We start from the raw sequence: 25,308 nt of genomic DNA on the forward strand, positions 1-25,308 counted from the left end.
CCATGCCCCAAGGACAGCCGCTATACGTGCCCGATGACGGCCTGACCACGCGTCAGCGCCGCAACCGCCCGCTGCTGATCGTGCACACCGGCCACGGCAAGGGCAAAACCACCGCGGCCTTCGGCCTGGCCCTGCGCGCCTGGAATGCGGGCTGGCCGATCGGGGTCTTCCAGTTCGTCAAGTCCGCCAAGTGGAAGATCGGCGAGGAACCGGTGTTCAAGACCCTCGGCGCGCTGCACGAGCAGACCGGCCAGGGCGCGCCGGTCGCCTGGCACAAGATGGGCGAGGGCTGGTCCTGGATCCAACGTGATTTGCACTCGGATCCGGAGATGCAGGCGGAGAACGCGCGCGCAGGCTGGGAGCGGATCAAGCAGGACCTGGCCGCCGAGACCTACCGGCTTTACCTGCTCGACGAGTTCACCTATCCGATGAAGTGGGGCTGGGTCGATGTCACGGAGGTCGTCGAGGTCTTGCACGACCGGCCCGGGACCCAGCACGTCATCATCACCGGCCGCGGTGCCGCCCCCGAGCTGCTCGACGCCGCCGACCTGGTCACCGAGATGACCAAGGTCAAGCATCCCATGGACGCGGGCCAGAAGGGGCAGCGGGGGATCGAGTGGTGATCCCGCGCCTCGTCATCGCCGCTCCAGCCTCCGGCCACGGAAAGACCACCGTCGCCACCGGCCTGATCGCGGCTTTCGCGCGCGCCGGGCTGAGCGTCGCGCCGTTCAAGGTCGGTCCGGACTACATCGACCCCGGCTATCACGCGCTGGCGGCGGGAAAGCCCGGCCGCAACCTCGATCCCTTCCTGGTCGGGGAGGACCGAGTCCGCGACCTGTTCGCACACGGCTCCTACGGGGCGGACCTCGCCGTGGTCGAGGGCGTCATGGGCCTGTACGACGGTGCCGTGGGGCGCGGTGAGTTCGCGTCAACCGCTCATGTGGCGCACCTGATCGACGCCCCGGTGATCCTCGTGGTCGACGCGACGGCGCAGGGGCGGTCTGTCGCGGCGCTCGTGCATGGTTTCCGCTCGTTCGATTCGGCGCTGCGCATTTCCGGCGTGATCCTCAATCGCGTGGGTTCGGAGCGGCACCGCGCGATCCTCACCGAAGCGCTCGACGAGATCGGCGTTCCGGTCCTCGGCAGCCTCCACCGCAGCGACGCCGTCGCCGCACCCTCCCGCCACCTCGGGCTGGTGCCAGTCGCCGAGCGCGCGCCCGAGTCGGTCGCGGCCGTGGACGCGCTGGCCGAGCTGGTGAAGGGGTCGATCGATCTGGCTGCCGTGGAGCGGATCGCGCGCGACGCGGCCGCGCTGCCCGAGCGGGAGTGGAGCCCGCAGCGCGCGATTGCCGAATTGGACGCCGATCCGGCGACGTGCGCACAGGGTCCGGCACCGGTCGTGGCGATCGCATCGGGAGCCGCATTCACGTTCTCGTACGCCGAACACGCTGAGCTGCTCGCGGCAGCTGGGGCGCAGGTCGCCCCCTTCGATCCGCTGCACGACGAGAAGCTGCCCGACGGGACCCGCGCGCTGGTGATCGGCGGCGGATTCCCGGAGGTCTACGCACCCGAACTCGCCGCGAACGCGCCGCTGCGCGAGGCGGTCCGGAACCTGGCCGAGGACGGCGGCGTCATCGCGGCCGAGTGCGCGGGACTGCTGTATCTCGCCGCATCGCTCGACGGCGAACCCATGTGCGGCGTGCTGCCCGCATCAGCCGAGATGACCAAGCAGCTGACCCTCGGCTATCGCGAAGCGGTCGCGCCGACCGAAAACGCACTCTGCGATGCGGGCACGCGCGTAGCAGGGCACGAATTTCACCGCACCAAGCTCGTCCCGGGCGCGGCGAGCTCGCCGGCCTGGCTGTGGGCAGCGGATCATGCGCCGGGCGGCAGCGTCTCGGAAGGCTACGCACTCTCCCGGGTGCACGCGTCCTACCTGCACCTGCATTGGGCCGGTACGCCGTCGATCGCCTCGCGGATCGTGCAGGGGGCCGCTGCGTGGACCCGCTGATCGCTTCCGCGCTCGCCGAAGCTGCGGCGCACCGGACAACGTCCCAGGCAGCGGCACCGGAGCCGCACTGGGAGCTGGTCGGAGTCGGCGTCGGCCCCGGCGACCCCGAACTGCTCACGCTGAAGGCCGCGCGCGAGCTGCGTGAGGCAGACCTCGTATTCGCGCCGACCACCGCACTGGACAAGCCCTCGCGGGCCGCGCAGATCGTGCACGAGGCCCTCGGCATCGAGGCGAAACCGCTCGTCTTCGCCCTCGACGACACCGGTGGGCTGACCGAGGCGCGCACTGCTGCCTGGGACGAGGCCGGACGCGCTGTCGTGGACGCGTTTCACGGCGGGGCGCGCCGCGTCGCGTTCGCGACCCTCGGCGACCCCAACCTCTACTCGACCTTCACCTACCTCGGGCACACGGTCGCGGCGGCCGAGCCCGGGATCAGGATCCGAACGGTTCCCGGAATCACCGCCATGCAAGACCTGGCCGCCCGCGCCGGCGTTCCGCTGGCTGAGGGCCGCGAACCGCTCACACTCGTCCCGGTCGCCGGGGCCGAGGTGGACCGCGCGCTCGACGCGATGGAAGCCGCGCTCGCCGGAACAGGCACCGTCGTGATCTACAAGGGTGGCCGCCACCTGGACGCCCTCGTCTCCGCAGTCGAACGCGCTGGTCGAACCGAGCAGGCCGTGCTCGGCACCGACCTCGGCCTGCCCGGCGAGACGATCTCGCGGCTCGCCGACCGCGTCGCGGCGGCCGAGACGTCGCCCGCTCGGGCGCCCTACTTCACGACCCTGATCGCACCGCCTGCGCGCGGGCAACGCGGAGGTGCACTGTGACGATCGAAGCCGCGACCGAGACGGCGGCAGGGCACGGCAAGGTGACGTTCATCGGCGCCGGTCCCGGCGCGGCCGACCTGATCACCCTGCGCGGGGCGCGCGCGATCGGCGAGGCGGACATCGTGATCTGGGCCTCCAGCCTTGTGCAGGAGGAGATCCTGCAGCACGCGAAGCCGGGCGCCGAGATAGTCGACTCGGCCGCGCTCCCGATCGAGGGCGTACTGCCTTACTACGAGAAGGCCGCCGCGGAGGGACTGCGGGTGGCGCGGGTGCACTCCGGCGATCCCGCGCTCTGGGGAGCCGTCCAGGAGCAGCTCGACCGCGCGCGCGAGCTCGGTCTCGACGTGGAAATCGTGCCCGGCGTCTCGGCCTTCTCCGCGGTCGCCGCGCTCGCCCAGCGCGAACTGACGATCCCGCAGGTCGCCCAGTCGGTGATCCTCACCAGGCTGGAAGGCGGCAAGACCCCGATGCCGTCGGGCGAGTCGATCCGCGCGTTCGCCGCGCACGGCACCACGATGGCCGTCTTTCTTTCCGCCGCCCGCTCCGGTCAGCTCGCCGCCGAGCTGCTGGCGGGGGGATACGCCCCGGAAACGCCGGTCATCGTCGCCTCCCGCGCCACCTGGCCGGATGAGGAGCTGGCGCACTGCACCGTGGCCACGCTGGAGGAGACGGTCAAGGCCCGCAAGCTCTGGAAGCACACGCTGTTCCTGGTCGGCCCGGCCCTGGCCGCGCACGGCACCCGCTCGCACCTCTACCACCCGGGACACTTCCACGGTCACCGCCGCGCCGACCCGGCCGCCCGCGTCCGACTGCGTGCGGGCGGCACGGCGAGCGGTGCGACGAGCAGCGGCACGACGGCAACCCCCGGCGAGGCTCAGCAGGCCGCGCTGCCGGACCCGAAGTAGGGTCCCGACGTGAGCGAACTTCGCGAGCCCGACCTGCCGCGCACCATGAAGGCGCGCGGCGGCAAGGCGTTGCGCAGCGGCTGGACCACCGGCACCTGCTCGGCGGCGGCGGCAAAGGCGGCGACGTTCGCGCTGCTCTCGGGCAAGCCCACCGAGCGAGTCGAGGTGGCGCTGCCCGGCAAGGACGGCCAATGGGCGCAGCGCGTGACGTTCCCGGTCGAGCGTTGCGCAGAGCTCAGGCCCGGCACCTGGCAGGCCGTCGTGGTCAAGGACGCCGGCGACGACCCTGACGTCACGCACGGCGCCCACCTGACCGCGACCGTGTCGTGGCGGGAAACGCCGGGTGCCGGGTCGGGTGCGGCGCAGGGTGCGATCAGCCTTGCGGGCGGGGGGATCGAGCTCGAAGGCGGCGAGGGCGTCGGCGTCGTGACAAAGCCGGGGCTCGGCTTGGAGATCGGCGCTCCGGCGATCAACCCGGTGCCCCGTGCGATGATCGAACGGGCCGTCAGCGAAGCGCTCGAGGCGGGGGCGGTTCGGCAGGGACACGGCCAGGGCCAGGGCGCGCAAGCGACAGCCGACGGACGCGTGCTGCGCGTGGTGATCTCGGTGCCCGGCGGGGAGGTCATGGCCCGCAAGACGACGAACCGGCGGCTCGGCATCCTCGGCGGCATCTCGATTCTCGGCACGACCGGCATCGTGCGACCGTTCTCTACCGCGTCGTGGCGCGCGTCAGTCGAGCAAGCCGTCGCGGTTCTCGCCGCGCAGGCGGACAGCACGAAGGAGCCGCTGCCGCCTCTCGTCCTGTGCACCGGCGGTCGCACCGAGAAGGGAGCGATGGCGCTGCTGCCGGGTCTGCCCGAGGTCTGCTTCGTCGAGGTCGGCGACTTCACCGGCGCGGCGCTGCGCAAGGCCGTCGAGCATGCGGTACCGGAGGTTGTCTTCGTCGGCATGATCGGCAAGCTCACGAAGCTCGCCGCAGGCATTCTGATGACGCATTACACGCGTTCGGCGGTCGACACGGACGTCCTCGCGGACATCACGCGGCGGGCTACCGGCGATGAGGCGGTGGCGCAGCGGGTGAGCGCGGCGAACACCGCGCGCCACGCGTACGAGGTCTGGCAGGACGCCGGTGTGCTCGACTCATGCGGCCGAGTGCTCTGCGATCAGGTCGCCGGTGTGCTGGAGCGGTTCGCTGAAGGGCGCGTCGCGGCGCGCGCGGCCCTCGTCGACTTCACCGGCAAGACGCTCGTGGCGGCCAGCTCGAACTGGGTCGCCGCATGACCGCCCCCCAGGCCGATTCGGCCAAGGCCGCAGCGCGTATAGCGGTCATCGGCTGGGACGGCGCGCCCCTGTCCGGTGCTGCGCGAGAAGCACTCGACGAGGCCACGCTCGTCGTCGGCGGGGCGCGGCACCTCGAAGCGCTCGGGCTGCACGCCGAGCCGGGGGATGCGGGCAGGGACGGTCGAGCGACGATCACGCTCGGCCCGCTGACACCGGCGCTTCGCGCCCTTGCCGAACACGACGGACCGGCCGCCGTGCTCGCTTCCGGTGACCCCGGGTTCTTCGGCGTGCTGCGAGCGCTGGCGGACGCAGGGCTCGAACCGGCCGGGGTGTACCCGGCGGTCTCATCGATCGCGACGGCTTTCGCGAGGGCCGGGATCACCTGGGACGACGCGCTCGTGGTCAGCGCGCATGGCGCGGGGGACGGCCGCGAACTGCGGCGAGCGGCGAACGTGTGTCGCGCGCACGCAAAGGTCGCCGTGTTGACCGGACCGGGCGCCGGGCCGCGCGAGCTGGCGCGTGAGCTGCTGGACGGCGGGCTTGCCGGCGAGCGCGTTTTCGTCGTCGCCCAGCGGTTGACCCATACACCGGCGATTATTAACAGGCCCACCGAATCTGATATTGAGGTCGGAAAGGCCAGAGAAGTCAGAGCTGCGGAGCAGATTGAGCAGGGCGAGCGCGGCGAGCAGGCCGAGCGGGTCGAGCGGGTTGAGCGCGTCGAGCGGGTTGAGCGCGTCGAGCGTCTGACGCTTGCTCAGGCAGCGGAGCGTGATGACTTCGCGGAGCCGAACGTGGTGCTGTGCCTGGATCCGCGGCCGCGATCGAGTACGAAGCGGTGGCTGGCCGGGTGGACCGGGCCGGCTGACGAATGGGCGATGGGCGAATCGGCTTTCGAGCATCGTGACGGCCAGATCACCAAGGCCGAGGTGCGCGCGCTGGTGCTGGCTCGGCTTGCCCCGCGTGTCGGTGATCTGGTGTGGGATCTCGGCGCGGGCTCCGGCTCTGTCGGCGTCGAATGCGCACGGTTCGGCGCGGCAGTCGTCGCCGTCGAACAAGACGCGGCTTCGTGCGAACGCATCGCGGCGAACGCCTTGGCGCACGCGGTGGAGGTGACGGTGATTCACGGACGCGCCCCTGGCGTGCTGAGCGGCCTGCCGCGTCCGGATGCAGTGTTCGTGGGCGGCGGAGGGGTCGACGTCGTGCGTGCCGCGTTGGAGCGTGGGCCTGCCCGGATCGTGGTCGCGTTGGCGAGCGTGGAGCGGGTGGGCGAGGTGGTTCGGTCGCTGGAGGCGGACGGCCGCGTGGTCGGCGGAGTGCTGAGCCAGTCCGCGCGGATGGTGCCGTTGCCGGATGGGACGCACCGCTTCGCCGCTCTCAATCCTGTCTACATCGTGTGGGGGAGTGCCGCGTGATCGGTTTGGTGGCTGCCACGGCTGCGGGGCGCGCCGCTTCGGTTGCGTTGGCTGCGGTGTGGGGCGGGGACGCACGCGTCTATGGTGAAGATGACCGCTCCGCCGGCGACGCGTTGCGGGCCGCTTTCGCGGAATGCGACGCGGTCGTGTCCTTCCTCGCGGTGGGCGCGACGGTTCGCGTGCTGGCTCCGCTGCTGCAGCACAAGTCTCAGGACGCGGCGGTCGTGTGCGTGGATGAGTCGCGCCTGTTCGCGGTCGCCGTGCTCGGCGGGCACCACGGCGCGAACGAGCTGGCGCGGCGGGTGGCTGAGGTCCTTGGTTGCACGCCGGTGATCACGACCGCTTCCGATGTCTCTGGCGTGACGCCGCTGGATTCGTTCGGCGCGGATCTCGGGTTCGTGGTCGAGAACCCGGAGAGGCTGGCTTCGGTCGGTGCCCGCGTCCTGTCGGGGGAGCCGGTGACGGTGTTCGGGGCGGAGCGTTGGCCGCTGCCCGCGTTGCCGCCGAACGTGACGCCGACTCAGGACGCTGCCGACGCCGACATCGTGATCTGCGATGAGAGCGTCGACGTGCGTGAGGGCGCGCTTGTCTACCGACCGGCATCGCTGGTCGTCGGCGTCGGGGCGTCGCGGGGCGTCGGCGAGCAAGAGGTGCTGGACACGATCGATGCCGCCCTCGCCGCGGGCGGCCTGGCAGCGCGGTCGGTCGTTCGGCTCGCCTCGGTCGATGTGAAGGCTGACGAGGCGGGGCTGGTCGAGGCTGCCCGCACGCGCGGCTGGCCGATCGTGTTCCACGCGGCGGCTGAACTCGCGGCGGTCGAGGTGCCGAACCCTTCGCAGGTCGTCGCCGCGGAGGTGGGGACAGCGTCGGTGGCTGAGGCCGCAGCTCGCTACGCGGGGCCGACGCGGCCGCTGGCCGATCTGGTCGTCGAGAAGGTCAAGTCGCCGAGGGCGACGGCCGCGGTAGCGCGGGTGCGGCCGCGTGGTCGGCTTGCGGTGGTCGGCCTCGGTCCGGGTGCGCGTGATCTGCTGGCGCCGCGTGCGGTGGAGGAGTTGCGGCGGGCGAGTGTCGTGGTCGGGCTGGATCAATACGTCGAGCAGATCAGGGATCTGCTGCGGCCGGGGACGCGGATTAGCGCCAGCGGTCTCGGCGCGGAGGAGGAGCGGGCGCGCAGCGCGGTGGAGTTGGCGCGGACCGGCCTGGCTGTCGCGCTGATCGGTTCGGGCGACGCGGGCGTGTACGCGATGGCCTCGCCCGCGCTGGATCACGCGGACGCCGATGACGTCGATGTGGTCTGTGTCCCGGGGATCACCGCCGCGACCGCGGCGTCGAATGTGCTCGGTGCGGCTCTCGGGCATGATCACTGCTCGATTTCGCTCTCTGATCTGCATACGCCGTGGGAGGCGATCGAGCGTCGGGTGCGCGCGGCCGCGGAGGGTGACTTCGTGGTCTCCTTCTACAATCCGCGTTCCCGGCAGCGCGATTGGCAGTTGACCAAGGCGCTGGGGATCTTGGCCGAGCACCGGCCGGGTTCGACGCCGGTCGGGTGGGTGCGCAACGCTTCGCGGCCGGATGAGAGCCACGGCCTGACGACGCTGGAGCTGTTCGATCCGGCGGTGGTCGACATGTACACGGTCGTGACGGTCGGGTGTTCGCAGTCGCGGATCGTCGGGGGCCGGTTTGTCACGCCGCGGGGGTACACGTGGGCGCGCTGATGCATGATCGCCGGGTGGCCTCGCTGGGGGCTGTTTCTGGCGGCCTGGTCGCTGAGGTCGGGGCTTGTCAGGGTTGCGGTGCCTGCCTGCTGACCTGCCCGGAGCACGCGTTTCGGCCGCGCGGCGGGCGGTTGCTGGTGGTGGCGCAGCGGTGTTCCGGGTGCGGGGAGTGTGTCGAGGTGTGTCCGGTGGACGCAATCGAGCTGGTCGAGAGGGGGAGTGGCCGGTGAGGAGCGTGCACGCGATCGAGCAGGAGTCGTACGCGATCTTGCGGGCGCAGCTGGCGGACCGGTTCCCGGGCGCGGCCGCACAGCCGCCGCTGGCGCGAGCCGTGCTGGAACGGGTCGTGCACGCCAGCGCGGATCTCGACTATGCCGAGGATCTGGTGCTGCCGCGCGAGCCGGTGCTGGCCGAGGCCGTAGCCGCGCTGCGATCCGGGGCGCCGATCGTCGCGGACGTGGCGATGGTCGCGGCCGGGATCACACGCCGCGAGGCACTGTGTCGCATCACGGACCCTCGCGCGGCGCAGTTGGCGGCGGCGGAGGGGGTTACGCGCTCGGCCGCGGCGATGCGACTCGCCGCCCGCGAGGCCGGGCCGGGGGCCGTGTACGTCGTCGGGTGCGCGCCGACGGCGTTGTTCGAGTTGATCGAGCACTGCGACGAGTACCGGCCGCTGCTGGTGATCGGATTGCCGGTGGGGTTCGTGGGCGCGAGCGAGTCGAAAGCCGCGCTGCGCGCGCACGAAGGGTTGTCGGTGCGGGCGGTGTCGAATCGCAGCGGCAAGGGCGGTTCGGCGGTGGCCGCCGCCGCTGTCAATGCCCTGTTGTACTTCGAGTCGGGCAGCGAATCCGAGTGGAGCCGAGCGTGACCTCATTGCTGATCGTCGGGCACGGCACTCGGCACGACGAGGGCGCGGGCCAGTTCCGGGCGTTCGTGGAGCGCGTCGGTGAACGCGCGCGGGGACGGGAGGACGTGCCGGTCGAGTCGGTGGCCGGCGGCTTCATCGAACTGTCGCCGCCGCCGCTGCGGGACGCTGTCGCACAGCTCGTCTCGCAGGGGCGTCGTGACCTGGTCGCGGTGCCGCTGATCCTGCTGGCCGCGGGACATGCGAAGGGCGATATTCCGGCGGCGTTGGCGCGGGAGCGCGGCCGGCACCCGGGGCTGCGGACTCGGTACGCGCGCCCGCTGGGCGTGCATCCGGAGATCATCGGTCTGCTGCGTGCGAGGCTGGCGGCCAGTGCGCAGCCGAAGCCGGACGCGGTGCTGCTGGTGGGGCGCGGGACGACCGACCCGGATGCGAACGCTGATTTGCACCGGGCGGCCCGGTTGCTATGGGAGACGACCCGGGATTCAGGTGTGGAGTTCGTCGAACCGGCGTTCGTCTCGCTGGCGCGTCCGTCAGTCGGCGAGGGGTTGGAGCGGTTGGCGCGGCTGGGTGCGCGGCGGGTGACGGTGCTGCCGTATTTCCTGTTCGCGGGCGTGTTGCCGGACCGGATCGTGGAGCACAGCGCGCGCGCCGCGGAGACGCTAGGGCTTGATGTCACCGTCGGACGCCTGCTGGGAGACACCGGACTCGGGGACGGCGACGTGCTGACCGACCTGGTCTTGGACCGCTACGCCGAGGCACTGGCCGGTCCCGTGGCGGTCAACTGTGACGCGTGCATCTACCGGATCGCGATGCCGGGATTCGAGGACCGGGTCGGCGCGGCGCAGCGCCCGCACGATCACCCGGACGATCCGGCCGGCCACCATCACCATGGTCACGGGCACGATCACAGCAGCGGACACATGCACATCCATGCACACCAGCATCCTGGCGAACAGCTGCACGAAAAGGAGCACTCCGCGCAGGGAACTCAGGACTCGCACTCGCCGGTAGTTAGTCACACGGGCCCGGCATCCGTGCGATGATCGGACGGCCATGGGATCGCAGAAGTTGAGCGGGCGCAGCGCGCGGGTGACCGTCCTCGGGTTCGACGGGTCTCCCCCTTCCCCTCAGGCGCGCCGGGCGCTGGCGGAGGCGACGCTTGTCGTCGGGAACATCAGGCATTTGGACGCGCTGCCGATCCCGGAGACGGCGCGGCGCATCTACATGGGCGGCCTGGGTTCCGCGCTGACGCACCTGGCGCTGCACGACGGGCCGGCGGTGGTGGTCGCGTCGGGCGATCCCGGGTTCTTCGGGGTGGTGCGGGCGCTGCGGGACCAGGACATCAGGGTTCGTACACTCCCGGCGATCTCCTCGGTGGCGGCCGCGTTCGGGCGGATCGGGATGGCCTGGGAGGACGCCCTGGTGGTCGCGGTCGACGCGGCCTCGGACGGGGTGGATCCGACGGAGCGGGCCACGGCGGGCCGCTCGGTGTTCGACCCGGCGGCCGGGCGTCCGGTCTCGACGCTGCGTACGGCGGCGAATCTGTGCCGGGCGCATCCGAAGGTGGCGGTGCTGACCGGCCCCGGCGCGGGCCCGCGGGAGCTGGCGGCGGAGCTGCTGGGCCCGGACAAGCACCCGCTGGAGCGCACGCTGATCGTGGCGCAGCGGCTCGGGGAGCCGGAGGAGTCGGTGGAGTGGCTGAGCCTGGAGGAGGCGGCGGGCCGGCACCACTGGGGCGAGCCGAGCATCGTGCTGTGCATCGACGAGGACCGCACCGCGCCGCCGCGTCCGCCGCTGCTGGCCGGGTGGGGCGGGCCGCCCGGCGGCTGGGCGCTGCCGGAGAACGCGTTCGTGCACCGCACCGCCCGGATCACCACCTCCGAGGCGCGGGCGCTGGTGCTGGCCCGGCTGGCGCCGCGTCCGGGCACGCTGGTGTGGGACGTGGGCGCGGGCTCGGGTTCGGTCGGCATCGAGTGCGCGCGGCTGGGCGCGGCGGTCATCGCGGTGGAGCGGGACGCGGACTCGTGTGAACGGATCGACCTGAACGCGACGATGCACGGCGTCGAGGTGCGCGTGGTGCGCGGACAGGCCCCGGCGGCGCTGCTGGACCTGCCCCAGCCGGACGCGGTGATGGTCGGCGGCGGCGGAGTGGAGATCATCCGCGCGGCGATGAACCGCGACCCGCGGATCGTGGTGGTCACGCTGTCGGCCATCGACCGGGTGGCCGAAGCGAAGCAGGCCCTGAAGGTGTCAGGCCGCAAGGTCGACGGGGTGCTGCTGCAGTCCTCGCGGCTGGCGCCGATGCCGGGCGACGCGCACCGCTTCGCGGCGGTCAACCCGGTGTTCGTGCTGTGGGGCGAACGGCCGTGAGCGACGCGGGTGCGCAGGCCGGCGGGGGTCCTTACCGGTGCAACGGGTCGTGGGCGCGGGTGCGTCAGTCTTCCGAGTGGAAGGCGTCACTCACTCGGACCGCGTACTGGTTCCGAGGGTGGCGGGCGGTGGCCAATACTGGCTCGCGGACGCTGCGCGCGGCCGACGGGCTTTCCCGGCCGTCGGTGAATCCCGATAGGGTACGTGATCGCCTCGCCGGCGGCGGGGGCGGGCAGTTCGCGCCTACAGCCGGGCCGGTTTCGCGCGTGGTGTGCGCGGGGCGCCGGGCGGCGTGGGCCACTGGGATCGAGGAGGCGTGATGAGCGGCACCGACGAGTTCGGGAACGGCGGCTACGGCACGGGTGAGTTCGACCGTGCCGGGGCCGAGGCCGGGCCCGGAGCGGCCGCGCGCACCGCGCCTCCGACGGGTCCGCGGGTACCGGCGGCGGGCGTGCCGCATCAGGGTCCTGCGGCAGGTGGCGACGCGCCCGGCGGTGCGGTGGCGGGCGCGCCGTGGCTGGCGGCTGGGAGCGTTCCCTATGCGGAGGCGGTGTTCGGCGGGGCGGGGCAGCCCGACGGCACGGGCCAGCGCGCGGCGGGAGCGGGCCGGCGTGGTGTCCCGGACGCACAGCAGCGGCCGGGGGCCGGGGCGGTAGGTGCGCAGGTTCCGCCGCCACGGGCGCAGCAGACGCAGGGTCAGGGGGACGCCGGGTACGGCGGTGAGGTGTACGGCGAGGGGTACGTCAACGGGTACGGGTCGCGTGCGGGCGGGATGCCGCAGGTCCCGCAGCAGCGGTTCGACGCCTCGCCGTTCGATTCGGGTTTCACGCAGCAGGGCCGGCGCTTCGAGGTGCGTGATCAGTCGCGCCCGGGCGGATATGACCCGGCGGCGGGCGGTGTGCAGCCGGGGCAGTCAGGGTTCGAACGCGGCGGGTACGACCCGGCGGCGTCGAGCGCGGGGTTCGAGCGTCCGGGTTTCGAGTCCGGCGCGTACGAGCAGGCAGCGCCGCCGCCGGGATTCGACGCGCCGACCACGGAGTTTCGCCCGGGCCCGATGTTCGACGAGCCGACGGTGCGCCCAGGCGCTCCGGCTCCGGTGGCGGGCGGTCCGCAGCAGCCAGGCGCGGGGGCGGCGCCGAGCGGACTGAACGGCCGCGGCTCGGTGTTCTCCTCGCGTCAGGCCCCGGTGAACGGTTCGGCGCCGCAGGCGGCGGGTTCGGGTGCTCCGGGCGCGTCGGGCACGACGCAGCGCCCGTCGATGAGCGGACCGGGGACGTGGACGGCGGCGCCTCCTCCGGCGCAGCAGGGTTCTGCACCCGGGGCGCAAGGCCGGGAGCCAGCTGCGGCGGCAGCGCAACAAGGGCAGCAAGCCCAGCAGGGACAGCAACCGCAGCTACCGCAACAAGGCCAGCAGCAGCCTGCGCAGGATGGCCCACAGCCGACGTCAGCCGGTGGCAGCGGGCAGGTTCCGATCGGGCAGTCGCCGTCGGTGTCGGGTATCCCGCGGGTGCCGTCACCGACCGCCGCGGGTGCCAGGCCGCCGGTGCCGGACGAGCCGTTGCCCGGCCCGCCGCCGTTGCCGACCCGTCCGCCGCGCGCCGAACGCCAAGCACAGCAGGCCGCGCAAGCACAGGCCCAGGCCCAGGGCCGGATGCAGGGCACCGTGCCGCAGGCAGCGGCCGCACGCGAGACTCTTACTCCGCCGCGCCGCCCCGTCGCCGCCGCACAACAACCGCAGCCGCAGGCACCTGGAGTGCAGCAGCCGCAGACACAAGCACAGGCCCCTGGAATGCAACAGCCCCTACAGCAGCAGCCGAGCCCGCCCGCGTCTGCCGCCGCGCAGCCCGCGCCAGCCGAGGCCGCGCGGCCCGGCCAGATCGCCGAGCAGGCCGGTCAAGCCGGTCGCCCCGGACCGGAACGCGCAGCCGACGACCTGAGCAGCGAGCGCCTGCGGTCCGTCGCTCCGGTGCCGCAGCCGCGGGCTGCCGCGGGCGAGGGCGCGGCCGCGACGGCGACCCGGCCAGGATCGTCAGGTTCCTTCGACGCCGTCGCCGAGGAGAGCCCATCGCCCAAGGGCGAAAGCGGCGAGGAGATGGTCGTGCCGTGGCAGGCCGCTCCGGCTGCCGAGGCTGTTGACATCGAGGCCACACAGCCCGTTCCCCCGGGGTTCGGGCAGGTCCCGCCGTCCGTGCAACCGCACCCGCAGGGCCCGAACACGGCGCAGCAGGTACAGCAGCAGACGGCAGCGCAGGCGCCGACTGGCGCGCCGTCGCAGGCCGTACACAGCGCGGCGCCCAGCCGAGCCGAAGCCGCCGCCGCGCATGCCCGCCATCAAGCGGCTGATCAGCAGCAGGCGCAGGTTCCGGCCCAGGCGCAGCCGCAGGTTCAAGCGCAGCCGCAGGCCACAGCGGCGCAGACGCCGGCACCCCCCGCACCCGCCGCCACCGCCCAGGCTCAGGGCCCTGCGGCACAAGGCCCGAACCAGGTGCAGGCGCCTGCCGCGCAGCCCGGCCAGGTCCAGATGCCCGCCGCCGCCACTACGGCGCCGCAGCAGTCCGCGCAGCCCACCTCAGTACCGGCCGCCACAGCTCGTGCAGCGGCACCTCAGCAGCCCGCGCAAGCACCAGCCGCGGCCACCCCAGCAACGCAGAGCGCTCAGGCGCCGGCCTCCATTGCTGCCGCCGCACAAAACGCCGCAGCGAGCATGCCCGCGCCGCGCGGAACCCGCCGCCGCGTCGCAGAGCCCTCACCCGAGGAGAAGGTCGCCGCCCCGGCTAGCGCCCCGGCGCAGAATCCTGCCGTCGCACAGCAATCAGTCGCCAGCCGCACCGCAGCGACGACCACGCCCGCCGCCGCTGCCCCCGCTCCGGCAAGCGCCCAGGCCGCGCCTTCGGTGCAGCAGCAAGCCGTGTCCGCCGCCCCCGCCCCAGCCGCCGCGCGGCAGCAACCCCAGCCGCAGGCTGCTGTCTCGCAGCAGCAACCCCAGCCGCAGGCTGCTGCCGCGCAGCAGCAGCCCGGCCAAGAACCGAACCGCGCGCCGGCCTACGAAGACGACGCGCTCGCCGCCGTCTACCGGGTCATCCACGAGCGCCGCGACGTTCGCAACGACTTCCTGCCCGACGAGGTGCCCACCGAGACCCTCACCCGCATCCTGGAAGCCGCGCACACCGCCCCCTCCGTCGGGTTCTCCCAGCCCTGGGACTTCCTGGTCATCCGCGACGAGGCGATGCGCCGGCGCGTGCACGACCTGGCCGTGCGCCAGCGCCGCTCCTACGCCCAGTCCCTGCCCAAGGCCCGTGCCCGCGCGTTCGCCGCGCTCAAGATCGAGGCGATCCTCGACACCCCGGTCAACATCGTGGTCACCTGCGACCCGACCCGTGGCGGCCGGCACACCCTCGGCCGCTACTCCCAGCCGATGATGGCCCCGTTCTCCTCCTGCCTGGCGGTGGAGAACCTGTGGCTGGCCGCCCGCGCCGAAGGACTGGGCGTCGGCTGGGTGTCCTTCTTCGACGAGCGGGAACTCGCCGCGGTCCTGGACCTGCCCGATCACCTGCAGGTCGTGGCGTATCTTTGCGTCGGATATGTCAAGTCCTTCCCCCAGGAGCCGGAACTGGCCGGAGCCGGATGGGCCAAACGCCGCCCGTTGGCGTGGGCCGTGCACGAGGAGCGCTTCGGGCGCCGCGCGCTGCCCGGCGCGCAGCCGATCTCGCTGCTCAACGAGACCGTCGACGCGATCCGCGGCCTGGACCCCGAGGCCCTGGCCGCCGCGCGGGACCGCCAGTCGCGGATGACCAAGCCGCCCGGGTCGCTCGGCGTCCTGGAGGCGGTTTCCGAGCAGCTGGCCGGGCTCGCCGGAGCCTGCCCGCCGCCGCTGCCCGAGCCCGCGGCTCTCGCGGTGTTCGCCGCGGACCACGGCGTGCACGCCCAGGGCGTGACCCCCTGGCCGCAGGAGGTCACCGCGCAGATGGTCGCGAACTTCCTGGCCGGCGGCGCGGTGGTCAACGCGTTCGCCAAGCAGGTCGGCGCCGAGGTGTGCGTCGTGGACGTCGGAGTGAACGCGGAACTGACCCCGCAGACCGGCCTGATCCCGCGCAAGGTGCGTTACGGGACCGCGGACATGACCCAAGGCCCCGCGCTCACCCGCGAAGAGGTCGTCGCGGCCCTCGAAGCCGGGATCGAGACCGCCCGCGACCTGGTCGCGGCGGGCAACCGCTGCCTACTGACCGGGGACATGGGCATCGCCAACACCACCGCCTCGGCCGCGCTCATCGCCGCCTTCACCGGGGCGTCCCCGGCGCAGGTGACCGGCTACGGCACCGGGATCGACGAGCAGACCTACGCCCACAAGGTCGAGGTCGTGCGCGCCGCCCTGGCGCTGCACCGGCCGGACCCGCAGGACCCGGTCGGCGTGCTGGCGGCATTCGGCGGTCTGGAACACGCGGCGCTGGCCGGATTCATCCTCGGGGCCGCGGCGCTGCGCATCCCGGTCGTGCTCGACGGCGTGATCGCCGGCGCCGCCGCGCTCGTCGCGCAGGCGCTGAGCCCCGAGGTGACGGTGGCGTGCGTCGCGGGACACCGCTCCGCGGAACCCGGGCACGCCCTCGCCCTCGAAGCCCTCGGCATCACGCCGCTGATCGACCTGGAACTGCGGCTCGGCGAAGGCTCCGGCGCGGCGCTGGCGCTACCGCTGGTCGGCGCCGCGGTACGCGCGTTGCGCGAGGTGGCGACGTTCGACGACGCCGGTGTCGCCGACGCCAGCGAGGCGAGCGTGCTACCGCCCACCGAACGGGAACGCACGTGACCGTCACCCCGCCCGCGACGCCCGACCCGTACCTCGCCGGATTGCGGCTCTTCGGGCGGCGCGTCGTCGTGGTCGGCGGCGGACCGGTCGCCGCACGCCGAGTCGCCGGGCTGCTCGACGCCGGCGCACACGTCGAGCTGATCGCGCCGCACGCCACCCCGGCGCTCGACGCCCTGGCCGCGGCGGGCCGCGTGACCTGGCGCGAACGCCCCTACCAGACCGGCGACCTGGCCGACGCGTGGTACGCCGTGGCCGCGACCAACGACCAGGCGGTCAACGCCGCGGTCGCCGCCGAAGCCGAAGCCGCCCGCGTCTTCTGCTCCCGCGCCGATGACGCCGCCTCCTCCACCGCATGGACCCCCGCGGTCGGACAACACGCCGGAGTGCAGGTCGCGGTCCTCAGCCCCGGGGTGATGCACGGCGGGGACCCGCGCCGCTCCCAGCGGGTGCGCGACGCCGTCGTCGAGGGCCTGCGCGAAGGCACCCTCAACGCCCCACGCTTCCGCGAACGCCCCGCCGGCGTCGCGCTGGTCGGCGGCGGACCCGGCGACCCGGACCTGATCACCGTGCGCGGGCGGCGGCTGCTGGCCGAAGCCGACGTCGTGGTCGCCGACCGGCTCGCCCCCCAGGCGCTGCTCGACCAGCTCGCCCCCGACGTCGAACTGGTCGACGCCGCGAAGATCCCGTACGGGCGGGCGATGGCGCAGCAGGAGATCAACCGGATCCTGATCGAGCGCGCGAAGGCCGGGAAGTTCGTGGTCCGGCTCAAGGGCGGCGACCCGTACGTGTTCGGCCGCGGCTACGAGGAGCTGATCGCCTGCACCGAGGCCGGCATCGCGGTCACCGTCGTGCCCGGGATCACCAGCTCGGTCGCCGTGCCGGCGCTGGCGGGCATCCCGGTCACGCACCGCGGGGTGGCGCACGAGTTCACCGTCGTCTCCGGGCACGTCGCCCCGGACCACCCCGACTCGCTGGTCGACTGGGCCGCGCTCGCGCAGGCGCGCGGCACGCTGGTGCTGCTGATGGCCGTCGAGCGTATCGGCGCGATCGCACAGACCCTGATCGGTCACGGTAAAGACCCCGCGACGCCGCTGGCCGCGATCCAGGACGGCGCGCTGCCCGGTCAGCGCGCCGTGCACACCACCCTCGGGAACGCCGCGGCGGACCTCGCGGCCGCAGGCGTGCGCCCGCCGGCGATCGTCGTGCTCGGCCCGGTCGTCGCCCTGGCCCGCGACACGGCGCGCACGGCGGGGTCCTGACCGAGGTGCCGCTGGACCTGACCGAGCGGCTGGTGCGCCTCGAGCGGGCCGACGACCCGCGGCTGCACGACTACGTGGGCCTGACCGACATGCAACTGCGCACCCGTACCGAGCCGGAAGCGGGCCTGTTCATCGCCGAGGGCGAGAAAGTCATCGCGCGCGCCGTCGACGCCGGATACCCGATGCGCTCGATGCTGCTGTCCGACAAATGGCTGCCCGTCATGGGCCCGGTGCTCGAGCGCACCAGCGCGCCGGTGTACGTCGGCGCGAACGACCTGCTGGAACAAGTCACCGGATTCCATGTGCACCGCGGCGCCCTGGCTGCCATGAGCCGGCTGCCGCTGCCCGACCCCGCCGCACTCTTGGAGCGCTCGCAGCGCGTGGTGGTGCTGGAGAAGGTCAACAACCACACCAACATCGGCGCGATCTTCCGCAGCGCCGCCGCGCTCGGCATGGACGCGGTGCTGCTCGCGCCGGACTGCGCCGACCCGCTCTACCGGCGCGCGGTCCGCGTCTCGATGGGCACCGTGTTCGCGGTCCCGTACGCGCGTCTGGGCGCGGACCCCGACGGGCCGCCGTGGCCGCGCGCCCTGGACCTGCTGGCCGCGCACGGGTACCGGTGTTTGGCGCTGACCCCCGCGCCGGACGCGATCGACCTGCGTGAGCTGCGCCTCGGGCCGCAGGAGAAGGTAGCGCTGCTGCTCGGCTCCGAGGGCGAGGGACTCTCGCCGCGCGCCCTTGCGGCCTGTGACCTGAGAGTGCGCATCCCGATGGCGCCCGGAGTCGACTCGCTGAACGTCGCCGCGGCGGCCGCGGTCGCGTGCTATGCCCTGACTGGCTGACAGGGCGTCACCCGGGTTACGCGCCGACGGCCGCGAGGCGTTCCTTGCGCAGCCGCAGGTGCCAGTTGTCATCCACCGGGGACGCGGCCGGATTGCCGTCGGCCCAGGACAGGACCAGGTCCGCGAGCGCCGGGTTGCGGGCGAGCACCGGGCCATGCAGGTAGGTGCCCGCGATCTTCCCCGTGTGCGCGCCGTCCGTGCCGGCCCCGGCGCCGTTTCCGTTGCCGACCCGCACCGTGCCCAGCGGCCGCACGCCCTCACCCAGGTGCGTGGTGCCCATGTGGTTCTCGAATCCGGTCAGCGCGCCCAAGCCCACGCCGCCGACGATCAGCTGCGGGTCGGCGTCCGCGACCACCTCGCCGACGCAGCGCACGCTGCCGCGGTGCGAGGTCACGTCGATCAAACCCAGCGCCGGCAGCACGCCCTCCTGCTCGTCGTAGAAGGTATGGCCCATCAGCTGGAAACCCGCGCACACCGCGAGCACCGCCGCGCCACGCTCCGTCGCCCGCGTGAGGCCCGGGTCCTTGCGCAACCGCTCGGCCGCCAGCCGCTGCGGACGGTCCTCCCCGCCGCCGATCAGGTAGATGTCGCCCTGCTGCGGGATCGGCTGGTCGCTGCGCACGTCCACCCGCTCCACCGCGTGCCCGCGCGCCTCCGCCCGGTACGCGAGGATCAGCGCATTGCCCTGATCCCCGTAGGTGGACAGCAGATCCGGATAGATCCACACGATCCGCAGTGCACTGTCACCGGTCATGATCAGGCACCCACCCTCGCGCGCAACTGCTGGAACGCCGTGTAGTTCGCGATCACGTCGATCAGCCCCTCGGGCGCCGCGTCGACGGCGGCGTCCACATCGTCGTACACGGTGAACTCGACCCCGGCGACCTGCAGGCGCACCGCCAGATCCAGGCGCCGCTGCCCGATCACCAGCACCGGCCGGCCGGCCAGGCGCGTGTAGTCCACGTCCCACAGCCAGGAGGTGTCCGTGCCGTCCGCGGACAGGGCGTTGACAGACAGCAGCACCGGATGCCCGGCGCCGCCGCCGTCGGTGCCGCCCGCGTCCGCCTCGGCCGCGACCAGGTCGAAGGTCTCCAGCCAGCCCGCGGGGTTCTTCGCCAGCAGCAGGCGCAGCCGCCGTCCCCGGTAGGTGACCGTGTCGTAGCGGCCGGCGACCGCGGTGACCTGCTCCATGCGGGAGACCGCGCGCTGCGGGTCCACGCCGAACAGGGAGGCAACTGCCGCGGCAGTGGTCGCGTTCGCGCGGTTCGCGCGGCCCGGCAGCCGCAGCCCGCCAAGCTCCACGCGCACGCCGAGCGGGTCGCGCAGCGCGTCGCCGTCCAGGCTCCACACGGGCGCCGGACGGCGGAAGTCGCACTTCGCGCAGTGCCAGTCGGCGCTCGGGCGCTGCAGCACGCCGCCGCAGCGCGGGCAGGACCAGGCGTCCTCCTGCCACGCCTGTCCGGCCGCGACCCACACCACGTTCGCGACCTCGCCCGCGGCCCACACCACCAGCGGATCGTCGCAGTTGGCCACCACGGTGGCCGCGGTGCCGGCCAGCCCGTCGCGCCAGCGCTGGGCGAGCATCCGGGTTTCGGCGGCGCGGTCGAGCTGGTCGCGCGAGAGGTTCAGCAGCGCGATCGCCCGCGGCTTGGTCTGCGCGGCCACCGTGGGCAGGTACTTCTCGTCGACCTCGATCACGGCGTGCCGCGCGTCGCGGTCGGAGGCCATCGCGGCGGTGATTCCGGCGGGCATGTTCGCGCCCAGCGCGTTGGACACCACCGGTCCCAGCGCCCGCAGCGCCTCGGCGATCAGGCGGGTGGTGGTGGTCTTGCCGTTGGTCGCGGACACCAGTACGCAGTCGCGTCCCGCGGTCAGCCGCGCCAGCAGTTGCGGGTCGAGGCGCAGCGCGACCCGGCCGCCGATCACCGCGCCTGAGCCGCGCCCGGCGGCGCGCGAGACCGCGCCGGTCACCTTGCTCGCCGCCACCGCGACCTTCGCCCGCGGCGGCAGCGGTGCGCCCGCCTCGCCTGCCGCGTCGTGGTCGTGCCCGCTCGCCACCGTCGTCGTCACCCGGTGCCCTTCCGTTCCACCGCCGCCGCGCCACGCCGAACCGGCCGGACCGCGTTGTTGAAGCGCGCCGCGGCGCACATGCTACCGCCCGCCATGATCCGCCGTGTTACCACCGGCCACCGCTGGCCACCACCGGGCATCTCGGGCGCTGCCGTCGCTCGGTGCTCGCTGCTCGCTGCTCGCCAGCACCGGGATCCTGAAGACTGACCGGCGGGACCTGACGCCGGGTCAGAACAGCGCCAGGTCCGCGCACGAGCGCATGGTGCGCCGCGTCGTGCCGCCGCTGGGCGCCTGGACCTCCACCGGGTCGCCGAACTCGAACAGGTCCACGGTCACCGCGTGATCCGCCGTCGGGTCGTCCGCCGGGGTCCAGTGCGGCAGCTCCAGGCGCAGCCGCAGGATCTGCGGCCCGCCCTCGGCCGCCTCCTCGCCCGCGGTGCCGGAGAAGTCCGGGACGGCCTCGCTCACTCTTTCTGACTCGTCCACGAACGCGGTGAGCACCAGCGTGTTCGCGCCGTGGTCGCGCAGCTGCCGGGCCAGGCGGGCCAGCAGCCGGTCCGGGTCCGCGGGCTTCGGCTTGAGCGTGACCGTGTACCCGGTCAGCACCTTCCCGTCGAACTCCTGGCGTCCCGCGGCAGTCACCGCGCCCGCCGCGCGCACCCCGGCCGCCAGCACCGCGGGCTCCGCGTAGGCGTGCACGCCGCACGCGTCGTTCTCGCTGAAGGTCTGCCAGTCGCGCTGCGGCCCGTCCTCGTCCTTCTCGTCCTGCGCATCCAGGGACTCGTCGTCCTCGGCCGCCGCGTCCGGATCGTCGACGCCGTCGAGGTCGCCCTCGGCCTCGCCGAGCAGATCGGCCTCGTCCGCCTCGGCCTCCAGCTCCGCGTCGTCGTCCAGCTCGTCCTCGTCGTCGAGTTGCGCTCCGGCCTCGAGCTCTGTGTCTTCCTCGAGCTCGGCGTCTTCCTCGAAGCCCTCGTCTTCCTCGTCTTCGACCTCATCGTCGACGGCGGAGACGACCGGCGCCGCACTGCCCGCCTTCGCGGCCGTGGCGGTCTTGCCGCCACCAAGTTGCGCCTGCACTTCGTCGTCGAGGATCGGCGCGCGGTACACGCTGGAGCCGACGCGTACGTATTCGAACGCGTACTTGCCGCGGATCACCGTCGCGCGCGAGCGGCGCGTCTCGAAGTCCACCGCGCCCTCGCCGATCGCGGTGCCCGAGCCGTGGCGGCAGCGCCACGTGGTCGACATCGACGCGGTCTCGAGACCCGCCAGCAGCTGCGCGATCTGCTCGGCGCTGACCGCCGTGCCGCTGCCCGCGCCCGCCGCGCTCTTACCCCGCCCGAACAGCCGTATCGACGCCATCATGGCCCCGCAGCCTAGCGGTCCAGGCCCAGCTCCCGGTAGCCGACACCACCATCTGAACCCCGGGCGTGCCGCGCCCGCGCCCGTGTGCGCCGCCCACCGCCCGGGCCCCGCCCGCGCCGCGGCGAAAACCCGCCGCCGGCGCTGCGAGAATACCGGGCGTGGACCTCTTCGACCGGCTGCCCGACACGACTGACCCCGACGCGCTGTACGAGGCGTTCACCGGGTGGACCGACGCGCGCGGTCTGAGCCTCTACCCCGCGCAGGAGGAGGCCCTCATCGAGCTGTTCACCGGCGGCAACGTCATCCTGGCCACCCCCACGGGCTCCGGGAAGTCCCTCGTCGCCGCGGGCGGGCACTTCGCCGCCTACGCGCGCGGGCAGCGCTCCTACTACACCGCGCCCATCAAGGCCCTGGTCTCGGAGAAGTTCTTCGACCTGTGCGCGGCGTACGGATCCGCCAATGTCGGCATGCTCACCGGCGACGCCTCGGTCAACCCGACCGCCCCGATCATCTGCTGCACCGCCGAGGTGCTGGCCAGCATCGCGCTGCGCGACGGGCGCGAGGCCGACGCCGGGCTCGTGGTGATGGACGAGTTCCACTTCTACGCCGACCCCGACCGCGGCTGGGCGTGGCAGGTGCCGCTGCTGGAACTTCCGCAGTCCCAGTTCCTGCTGATGTCCGCCACCCTCGGCGACGTCACCCGGTTCGAGGGCGATCTGACCCGCCGCACCGGCCGCCAGACCGTCACCGTGCGCAGCGCCGAGCGCCCCGTGCCGCTGTCCTACTCCTACCGGATGACCCCGCTGCACGAGACCGTCGAGGAACTGCTCGAAGGCGGACAGGCCCCGGTGTACATCGTGCATTTCACCCAGGCCGCCGCGATCGAACGCGCCCAGTCGCTGATGAGCGTGAACGTGTGCACCCGCGCCGAGAAGGAAGCGATCGCCGCGCTGATCGGCGGCTTCCGGTTCACCACCAAGTTCGGCAAGACCCTCTCCCGGTTCGTGCGCCACGGCATCGGGGTGCACCACGCCGGGATGCTGCCGAAATACCGGCGCCTGGTCGAACGCCTCGCGCAGGCCGGGCTGCTGAAAGTCATCTGCGGCACCGACACCCTCGGCGTCGGGGTCAACGTCCCGATCCGCACCGTGCTGTTCACCGCCCTGTCCAAGTACGACGGGCGCCGGGTGCGGATGCTGCGTGCCCGCGAGTTCCACCAGATCGCCGGCCGGGCCGGGCGCGCCGGGTTCGACACCATCGGGTACGTCGCCGCGCAGGCCCCCGACCACGTCATCGAGAACGAGCGCGCCCTGGCGAAGATCGGCGACGACCCGAAACGGCGGCGCGGCTACACCCGCAAGAAGGCCCCGGAGGGCTTCGTCGCCTGGAGCGAGCAGACCTTCCAGAAGCTCATCGAGGCCGAACCCGAGCCGCTGGTCTCCCGCTTCCAAGTCACCCACGCGATGCTGCTGGCGGTCATCGCGCGGCCGGGCAACGCCTTCGACGCGATGCGCAAGCTGCTGACCGACAACCACGAGCCGCGCGCCGCCCAGCGCAAGCACATCCACCGCGCCATCGCGATCTTCCGCTCCCTGCTCGACGCGGGCGTCGTGGAGAAGCTCGACGAGCCGGACGAGACCGGGCGCACCCTGCGCCTGACCGTCGACCTGCAGCAGGACTTCGCGCTCAACCAGGCGCTGTCCACGTTCGCGCTCGCGGCCTTCGACCTGCTCGACCCGCTCTCCCCGAGCTACGCGCTCGACGTGCTCTCCGTCGTCGAATCAACGCTCGACGACCCGCGCCAGATCCTGGCCGCGCAGGAGAACAAGGCCAAGAGCGAAGCCGTCGCCGAGATGAAGGCCGCCGGCGTCGAGTACGAGGAACGCATCGAGCGCCTGGCCGAGATCTCCTATCCCAAGCCCCTCGCGGAGCTGCTCGCGCACGCCTACGACCTGTACCGGCGCGCGCACCCGTGGATCGGCGACCACCCGGTCAGCCCCAAATCCGTGGTGCGCGAGATGTACGAGCAGGCGATGACGTTCTCCGACTACGTATCCGCGTACCAGCTCGCCCGCGCCGAAGGTATCGTGCTGCGGTACCTCGCCGACGCGTACAAGACGCTGCGTCACACCGTCCCGGAGAGCACCAAGAGCGAAGACCTGCACGACCTGATCGAATGGCTCGGCGAGATCGTGCGGCAGGTCGACTCCAGCCTCGTCGACGAGTGGGAGGCGCTGACCAACCCCGACGCCGCCGCGGAACTCGAAGCCACCGCCGACGACACCCCGCCGCCGGTGACCGCCAACCCGCGCGCGTTCCGCGTCCTGGTGCGCAACGCCCTGTTCCGCAGGGTGGAACTCGCGGCGAAGGACGACGTGGACGGCCTCGCCGAACTCGACGCGGAGGACGCGCTGGTGCTCCAGGAGCTCGGCCTGCCGCCGACCGACGAGTGGGACGGGGCCTGGAGCGCGGACGACTGGGACGAGGCGCTGGGGGAGTACTACGACCAGCACGACGAGATCCTCACCGGACCCGACGCGCGCGGCCCGAAGCTGCTGTTCGTGCAGGAGGACGAGCTCAACAGCAACCAGGACCGGGTGTGGAAGGTCCGGCAGGTGATCGACGACCCGGAAGGCGACCGCGACTGGATGCTGCGCGCCGAGGTGGACCTGCCGGCCAGCGACGCCGCCGGCCGCGCGGTGTTGCGCGTGCTGGACTTCGCCCGCCTCGGCTAGGCCCGTGGGCGGGCAGGCAGTCGCCGCCGTTCGCACGGGTTTTCCCGGATTCTCAGCGTGATCACACCTATGTGTGATCTTGTGGTGGGTAGAGAAGGCGCCGTTCCCGAGACACGGAGGCTCGTCCATGCTGATCACCAACCACGTGCTGTCCGGAGCGCTGATCGGCGCGGCCGCCGAGAATCCGGCCGCGGCGCTGCCGCTCGGCGCCGCCTCGCACTTCGCGCTCGACGCGCTGCCGCACTGGGGCACGTGGCTCAGCAGGTCCCACTTCCTGCGCGTCGCGGTCGCCGACGGGCTGACCGGGCTCGCCGTCATGGGTGCGGCCGCGGCCGTCACGCCCCCCGCGCGGCGGGCGGCGGTGATCGCGGGCATGGTCGGCGCGGCGGTCCCGGACCTGGACAAGCCCACCCGGATCTTCTTCGGGTTCTCCCCGTTCCCGCGCCGCGTCGACGAATTCCACTCCCGCATCCAGGACGAGGCGCCCGGCAGGTTCTACAGTCACGAGTTGGTCGCCGGCGCGTTGTTCGCGGGCGGTTTCGCGGCGCTGACCGCCGCGGCCCGGCTCAGGGCCCGAAAGCGGGCGGCGGACGCGGACGCGGGCGCAGGCGAAGGTGCATCAGCTGAAACCGATGTTCCTCCTGAAATCAGCGGCCGAACCGGCGCCCGGGTTCGCGCCGGGCTCGGCGCGCGGGCCAAGGAGGCCGCAAGTCTGCTCGCCCCGCTTCGCCAGCGCCTGTGATACGCAGGTAACGGTCCGGAAACGCGGCGTAGCGAGACTGGCAGGGCCGGTCGACGGCGACGGCTTCTTCCGCGACATCCACTTCCGCCCGCCGGGCCGCCCGGCGTG

19 protein-coding genes are annotated in these 25,308 nt (G+C 73.0%); 16 read left to right on the plus strand and 3 right to left on the minus strand.

Annotated features, from left to right (window positions below; genetic code table 11):
• The first annotated feature begins 2 nt into the window (after positions 1 to 2).
• The 14 genes from cobO (at position 3) to VFA06_RS24660 (ending at position 18,291) form a co-directional block, all read left to right on the plus strand.
• Positions 3 to 623, plus strand: a complete 621-nt coding sequence (cobO, locus tag VFA06_RS24600; protein WP_324843085.1) for a cob(I)yrinic acid a,c-diamide adenosyltransferase — start codon at positions 3 to 5, stop codon at positions 621 to 623.
• On the plus strand, positions 617 to 2,011 hold the full coding sequence (locus VFA06_RS24605; protein ID WP_349260337.1) for a cobyrinate a,c-diamide synthase: 1,395 nt from the start codon (positions 617 to 619) through the stop codon (positions 2,009 to 2,011). The genes cobO and VFA06_RS24605 overlap by 7 nt, the downstream gene beginning before the upstream one ends.
• 74 nt (positions 2,012 to 2,085) lie before the next feature.
• On the plus strand, positions 2,086 to 2,838 hold the full coding sequence (gene cobI / locus VFA06_RS24610) for a precorrin-2 C(20)-methyltransferase (RefSeq protein WP_349260340.1): 753 nt from the start codon (positions 2,086 to 2,088) through the stop codon (positions 2,836 to 2,838).
• A 2-nt stretch (positions 2,839 to 2,840) separates the two neighbouring features.
• Positions 2,841 to 3,743, plus strand: coding sequence for a precorrin-4 C(11)-methyltransferase (gene cobM, locus VFA06_RS24615; RefSeq protein ID WP_349260341.1), 903 nt, complete (start codon positions 2,841 to 2,843; stop codon positions 3,741 to 3,743).
• 45 nt (positions 3,744 to 3,788) lie between these two features.
• Positions 3,789 to 5,024, plus strand: a complete 1,236-nt coding sequence (locus tag VFA06_RS24620; protein ID WP_349260342.1) for a cobalt-precorrin-5B (C(1))-methyltransferase — start codon at positions 3,789 to 3,791, stop codon at positions 5,022 to 5,024.
• Positions 5,021 to 6,436, plus strand: a complete 1,416-nt coding sequence (gene cbiE, locus VFA06_RS24625; protein WP_324843090.1) for a precorrin-6y C5,15-methyltransferase (decarboxylating) subunit CbiE — start codon at positions 5,021 to 5,023, stop codon at positions 6,434 to 6,436. Before VFA06_RS24620 ends, cbiE (VFA06_RS24625) begins: the two co-directional genes overlap by 4 nt.
• Complete coding sequence (gene cobJ, locus VFA06_RS24630; protein WP_324843091.1) at positions 6,433 to 8,151, plus strand: precorrin-3B C(17)-methyltransferase; 1,719 nt, start codon at positions 6,433 to 6,435, stop codon at positions 8,149 to 8,151. Before cbiE (VFA06_RS24625) ends, cobJ begins: the two co-directional genes overlap by 4 nt.
• Positions 8,151 to 8,381 (plus strand): indolepyruvate ferredoxin oxidoreductase subunit alpha, encoded by a 231-nt coding sequence (locus VFA06_RS26000; protein ID WP_349260343.1) that lies wholly within the window; start codon positions 8,151 to 8,153, stop codon positions 8,379 to 8,381. The genes cobJ and VFA06_RS26000 overlap by 1 nt, the downstream gene beginning before the upstream one ends.
• On the plus strand, positions 8,378 to 9,019 hold the full coding sequence (locus tag VFA06_RS24635) for a precorrin-8X methylmutase (RefSeq protein ID WP_324843092.1): 642 nt from the start codon (positions 8,378 to 8,380) through the stop codon (positions 9,017 to 9,019). The genes VFA06_RS26000 and VFA06_RS24635 overlap by 4 nt, the downstream gene beginning before the upstream one ends.
• Entirely contained in the window at positions 9,016 to 10,062 is a 1,047-nt protein-coding gene (locus tag VFA06_RS24640) for a sirohydrochlorin chelatase (protein ID WP_324843093.1), read from the plus strand. Before VFA06_RS24635 ends, VFA06_RS24640 begins: the two co-directional genes overlap by 4 nt.
• A gap of 10 nt (positions 10,063 to 10,072) precedes the next feature.
• Positions 10,073 to 11,389, plus strand: a complete 1,317-nt coding sequence (cbiE, locus tag VFA06_RS24645) for a precorrin-6y C5,15-methyltransferase (decarboxylating) subunit CbiE (protein ID WP_324843094.1) — start codon at positions 10,073 to 10,075, stop codon at positions 11,387 to 11,389.
• Positions 11,390 to 11,708: 319 nt separating this feature from the next.
• On the plus strand, positions 11,709 to 16,190 hold the full coding sequence (gene cobT / locus VFA06_RS24650; RefSeq protein ID WP_324843095.1) for a nicotinate-nucleotide--dimethylbenzimidazole phosphoribosyltransferase: 4,482 nt from the start codon (positions 11,709 to 11,711) through the stop codon (positions 16,188 to 16,190).
• Positions 16,187 to 17,449 (plus strand): uroporphyrinogen-III C-methyltransferase, encoded by a 1,263-nt coding sequence (cobA, locus tag VFA06_RS24655; RefSeq protein WP_324843096.1) that lies wholly within the window; start codon positions 16,187 to 16,189, stop codon positions 17,447 to 17,449. Before cobT ends, cobA begins: the two co-directional genes overlap by 4 nt.
• A gap of 11 nt (positions 17,450 to 17,460) precedes the next feature.
• Positions 17,461 to 18,291: an RNA methyltransferase gene (locus VFA06_RS24660; RefSeq protein ID WP_349260344.1), complete on the plus strand. Its 831-nt coding sequence runs from the start codon at positions 17,461 to 17,463 to the stop codon at positions 18,289 to 18,291.
• Positions 18,292 to 18,307: 16 nt separating this feature from the next.
• On the opposite strand, the gene VFA06_RS24665 is transcribed toward VFA06_RS24660, so the two are convergent.
• From VFA06_RS24665 to VFA06_RS24675, 3 genes are all read right to left on the minus strand, one after another.
• Complete coding sequence (locus VFA06_RS24665; protein WP_324843098.1) at positions 18,308 to 19,045, minus strand: glutamine amidotransferase; 738 nt, start codon at positions 19,043 to 19,045, stop codon at positions 18,308 to 18,310.
• Positions 19,046 to 19,047: 2 nt separating this feature from the next.
• On the minus strand, positions 19,048 to 20,361 hold the full coding sequence (locus tag VFA06_RS24670; protein WP_324843099.1) for a MurT ligase domain-containing protein: 1,314 nt from the start codon (positions 20,359 to 20,361) through the stop codon (positions 19,048 to 19,050).
• Between the two features lie 228 nt (positions 20,362 to 20,589).
• Positions 20,590 to 21,723: a hypothetical protein gene (locus tag VFA06_RS24675; RefSeq protein WP_324843100.1), complete on the minus strand. Its 1,134-nt coding sequence runs from the start codon at positions 21,721 to 21,723 to the stop codon at positions 20,590 to 20,592.
• Between the two features lie 149 nt (positions 21,724 to 21,872).
• Between VFA06_RS24675 and VFA06_RS24680 the strand changes: the two genes are divergently transcribed.
• Together VFA06_RS24680 and VFA06_RS24685 are read left to right on the plus strand one after the other, a co-directional pair.
• Positions 21,873 to 24,458, plus strand: coding sequence for a DEAD/DEAH box helicase (locus VFA06_RS24680; RefSeq protein ID WP_349260345.1), 2,586 nt, complete (start codon positions 21,873 to 21,875; stop codon positions 24,456 to 24,458).
• Between the two features lie 127 nt (positions 24,459 to 24,585).
• Positions 24,586 to 25,200: a hypothetical protein gene (locus VFA06_RS24685; RefSeq protein ID WP_324843102.1), complete on the plus strand. Its 615-nt coding sequence runs from the start codon at positions 24,586 to 24,588 to the stop codon at positions 25,198 to 25,200.
• Positions 25,201 to 25,308 lie beyond the last annotated feature (108 nt).

The organism is Actinocrinis sp. (assembly GCF_035653575.1).
Lineage (GTDB): Bacteria > Actinomycetota > Actinomycetes > Streptomycetales > Catenulisporaceae > Actinocrinis.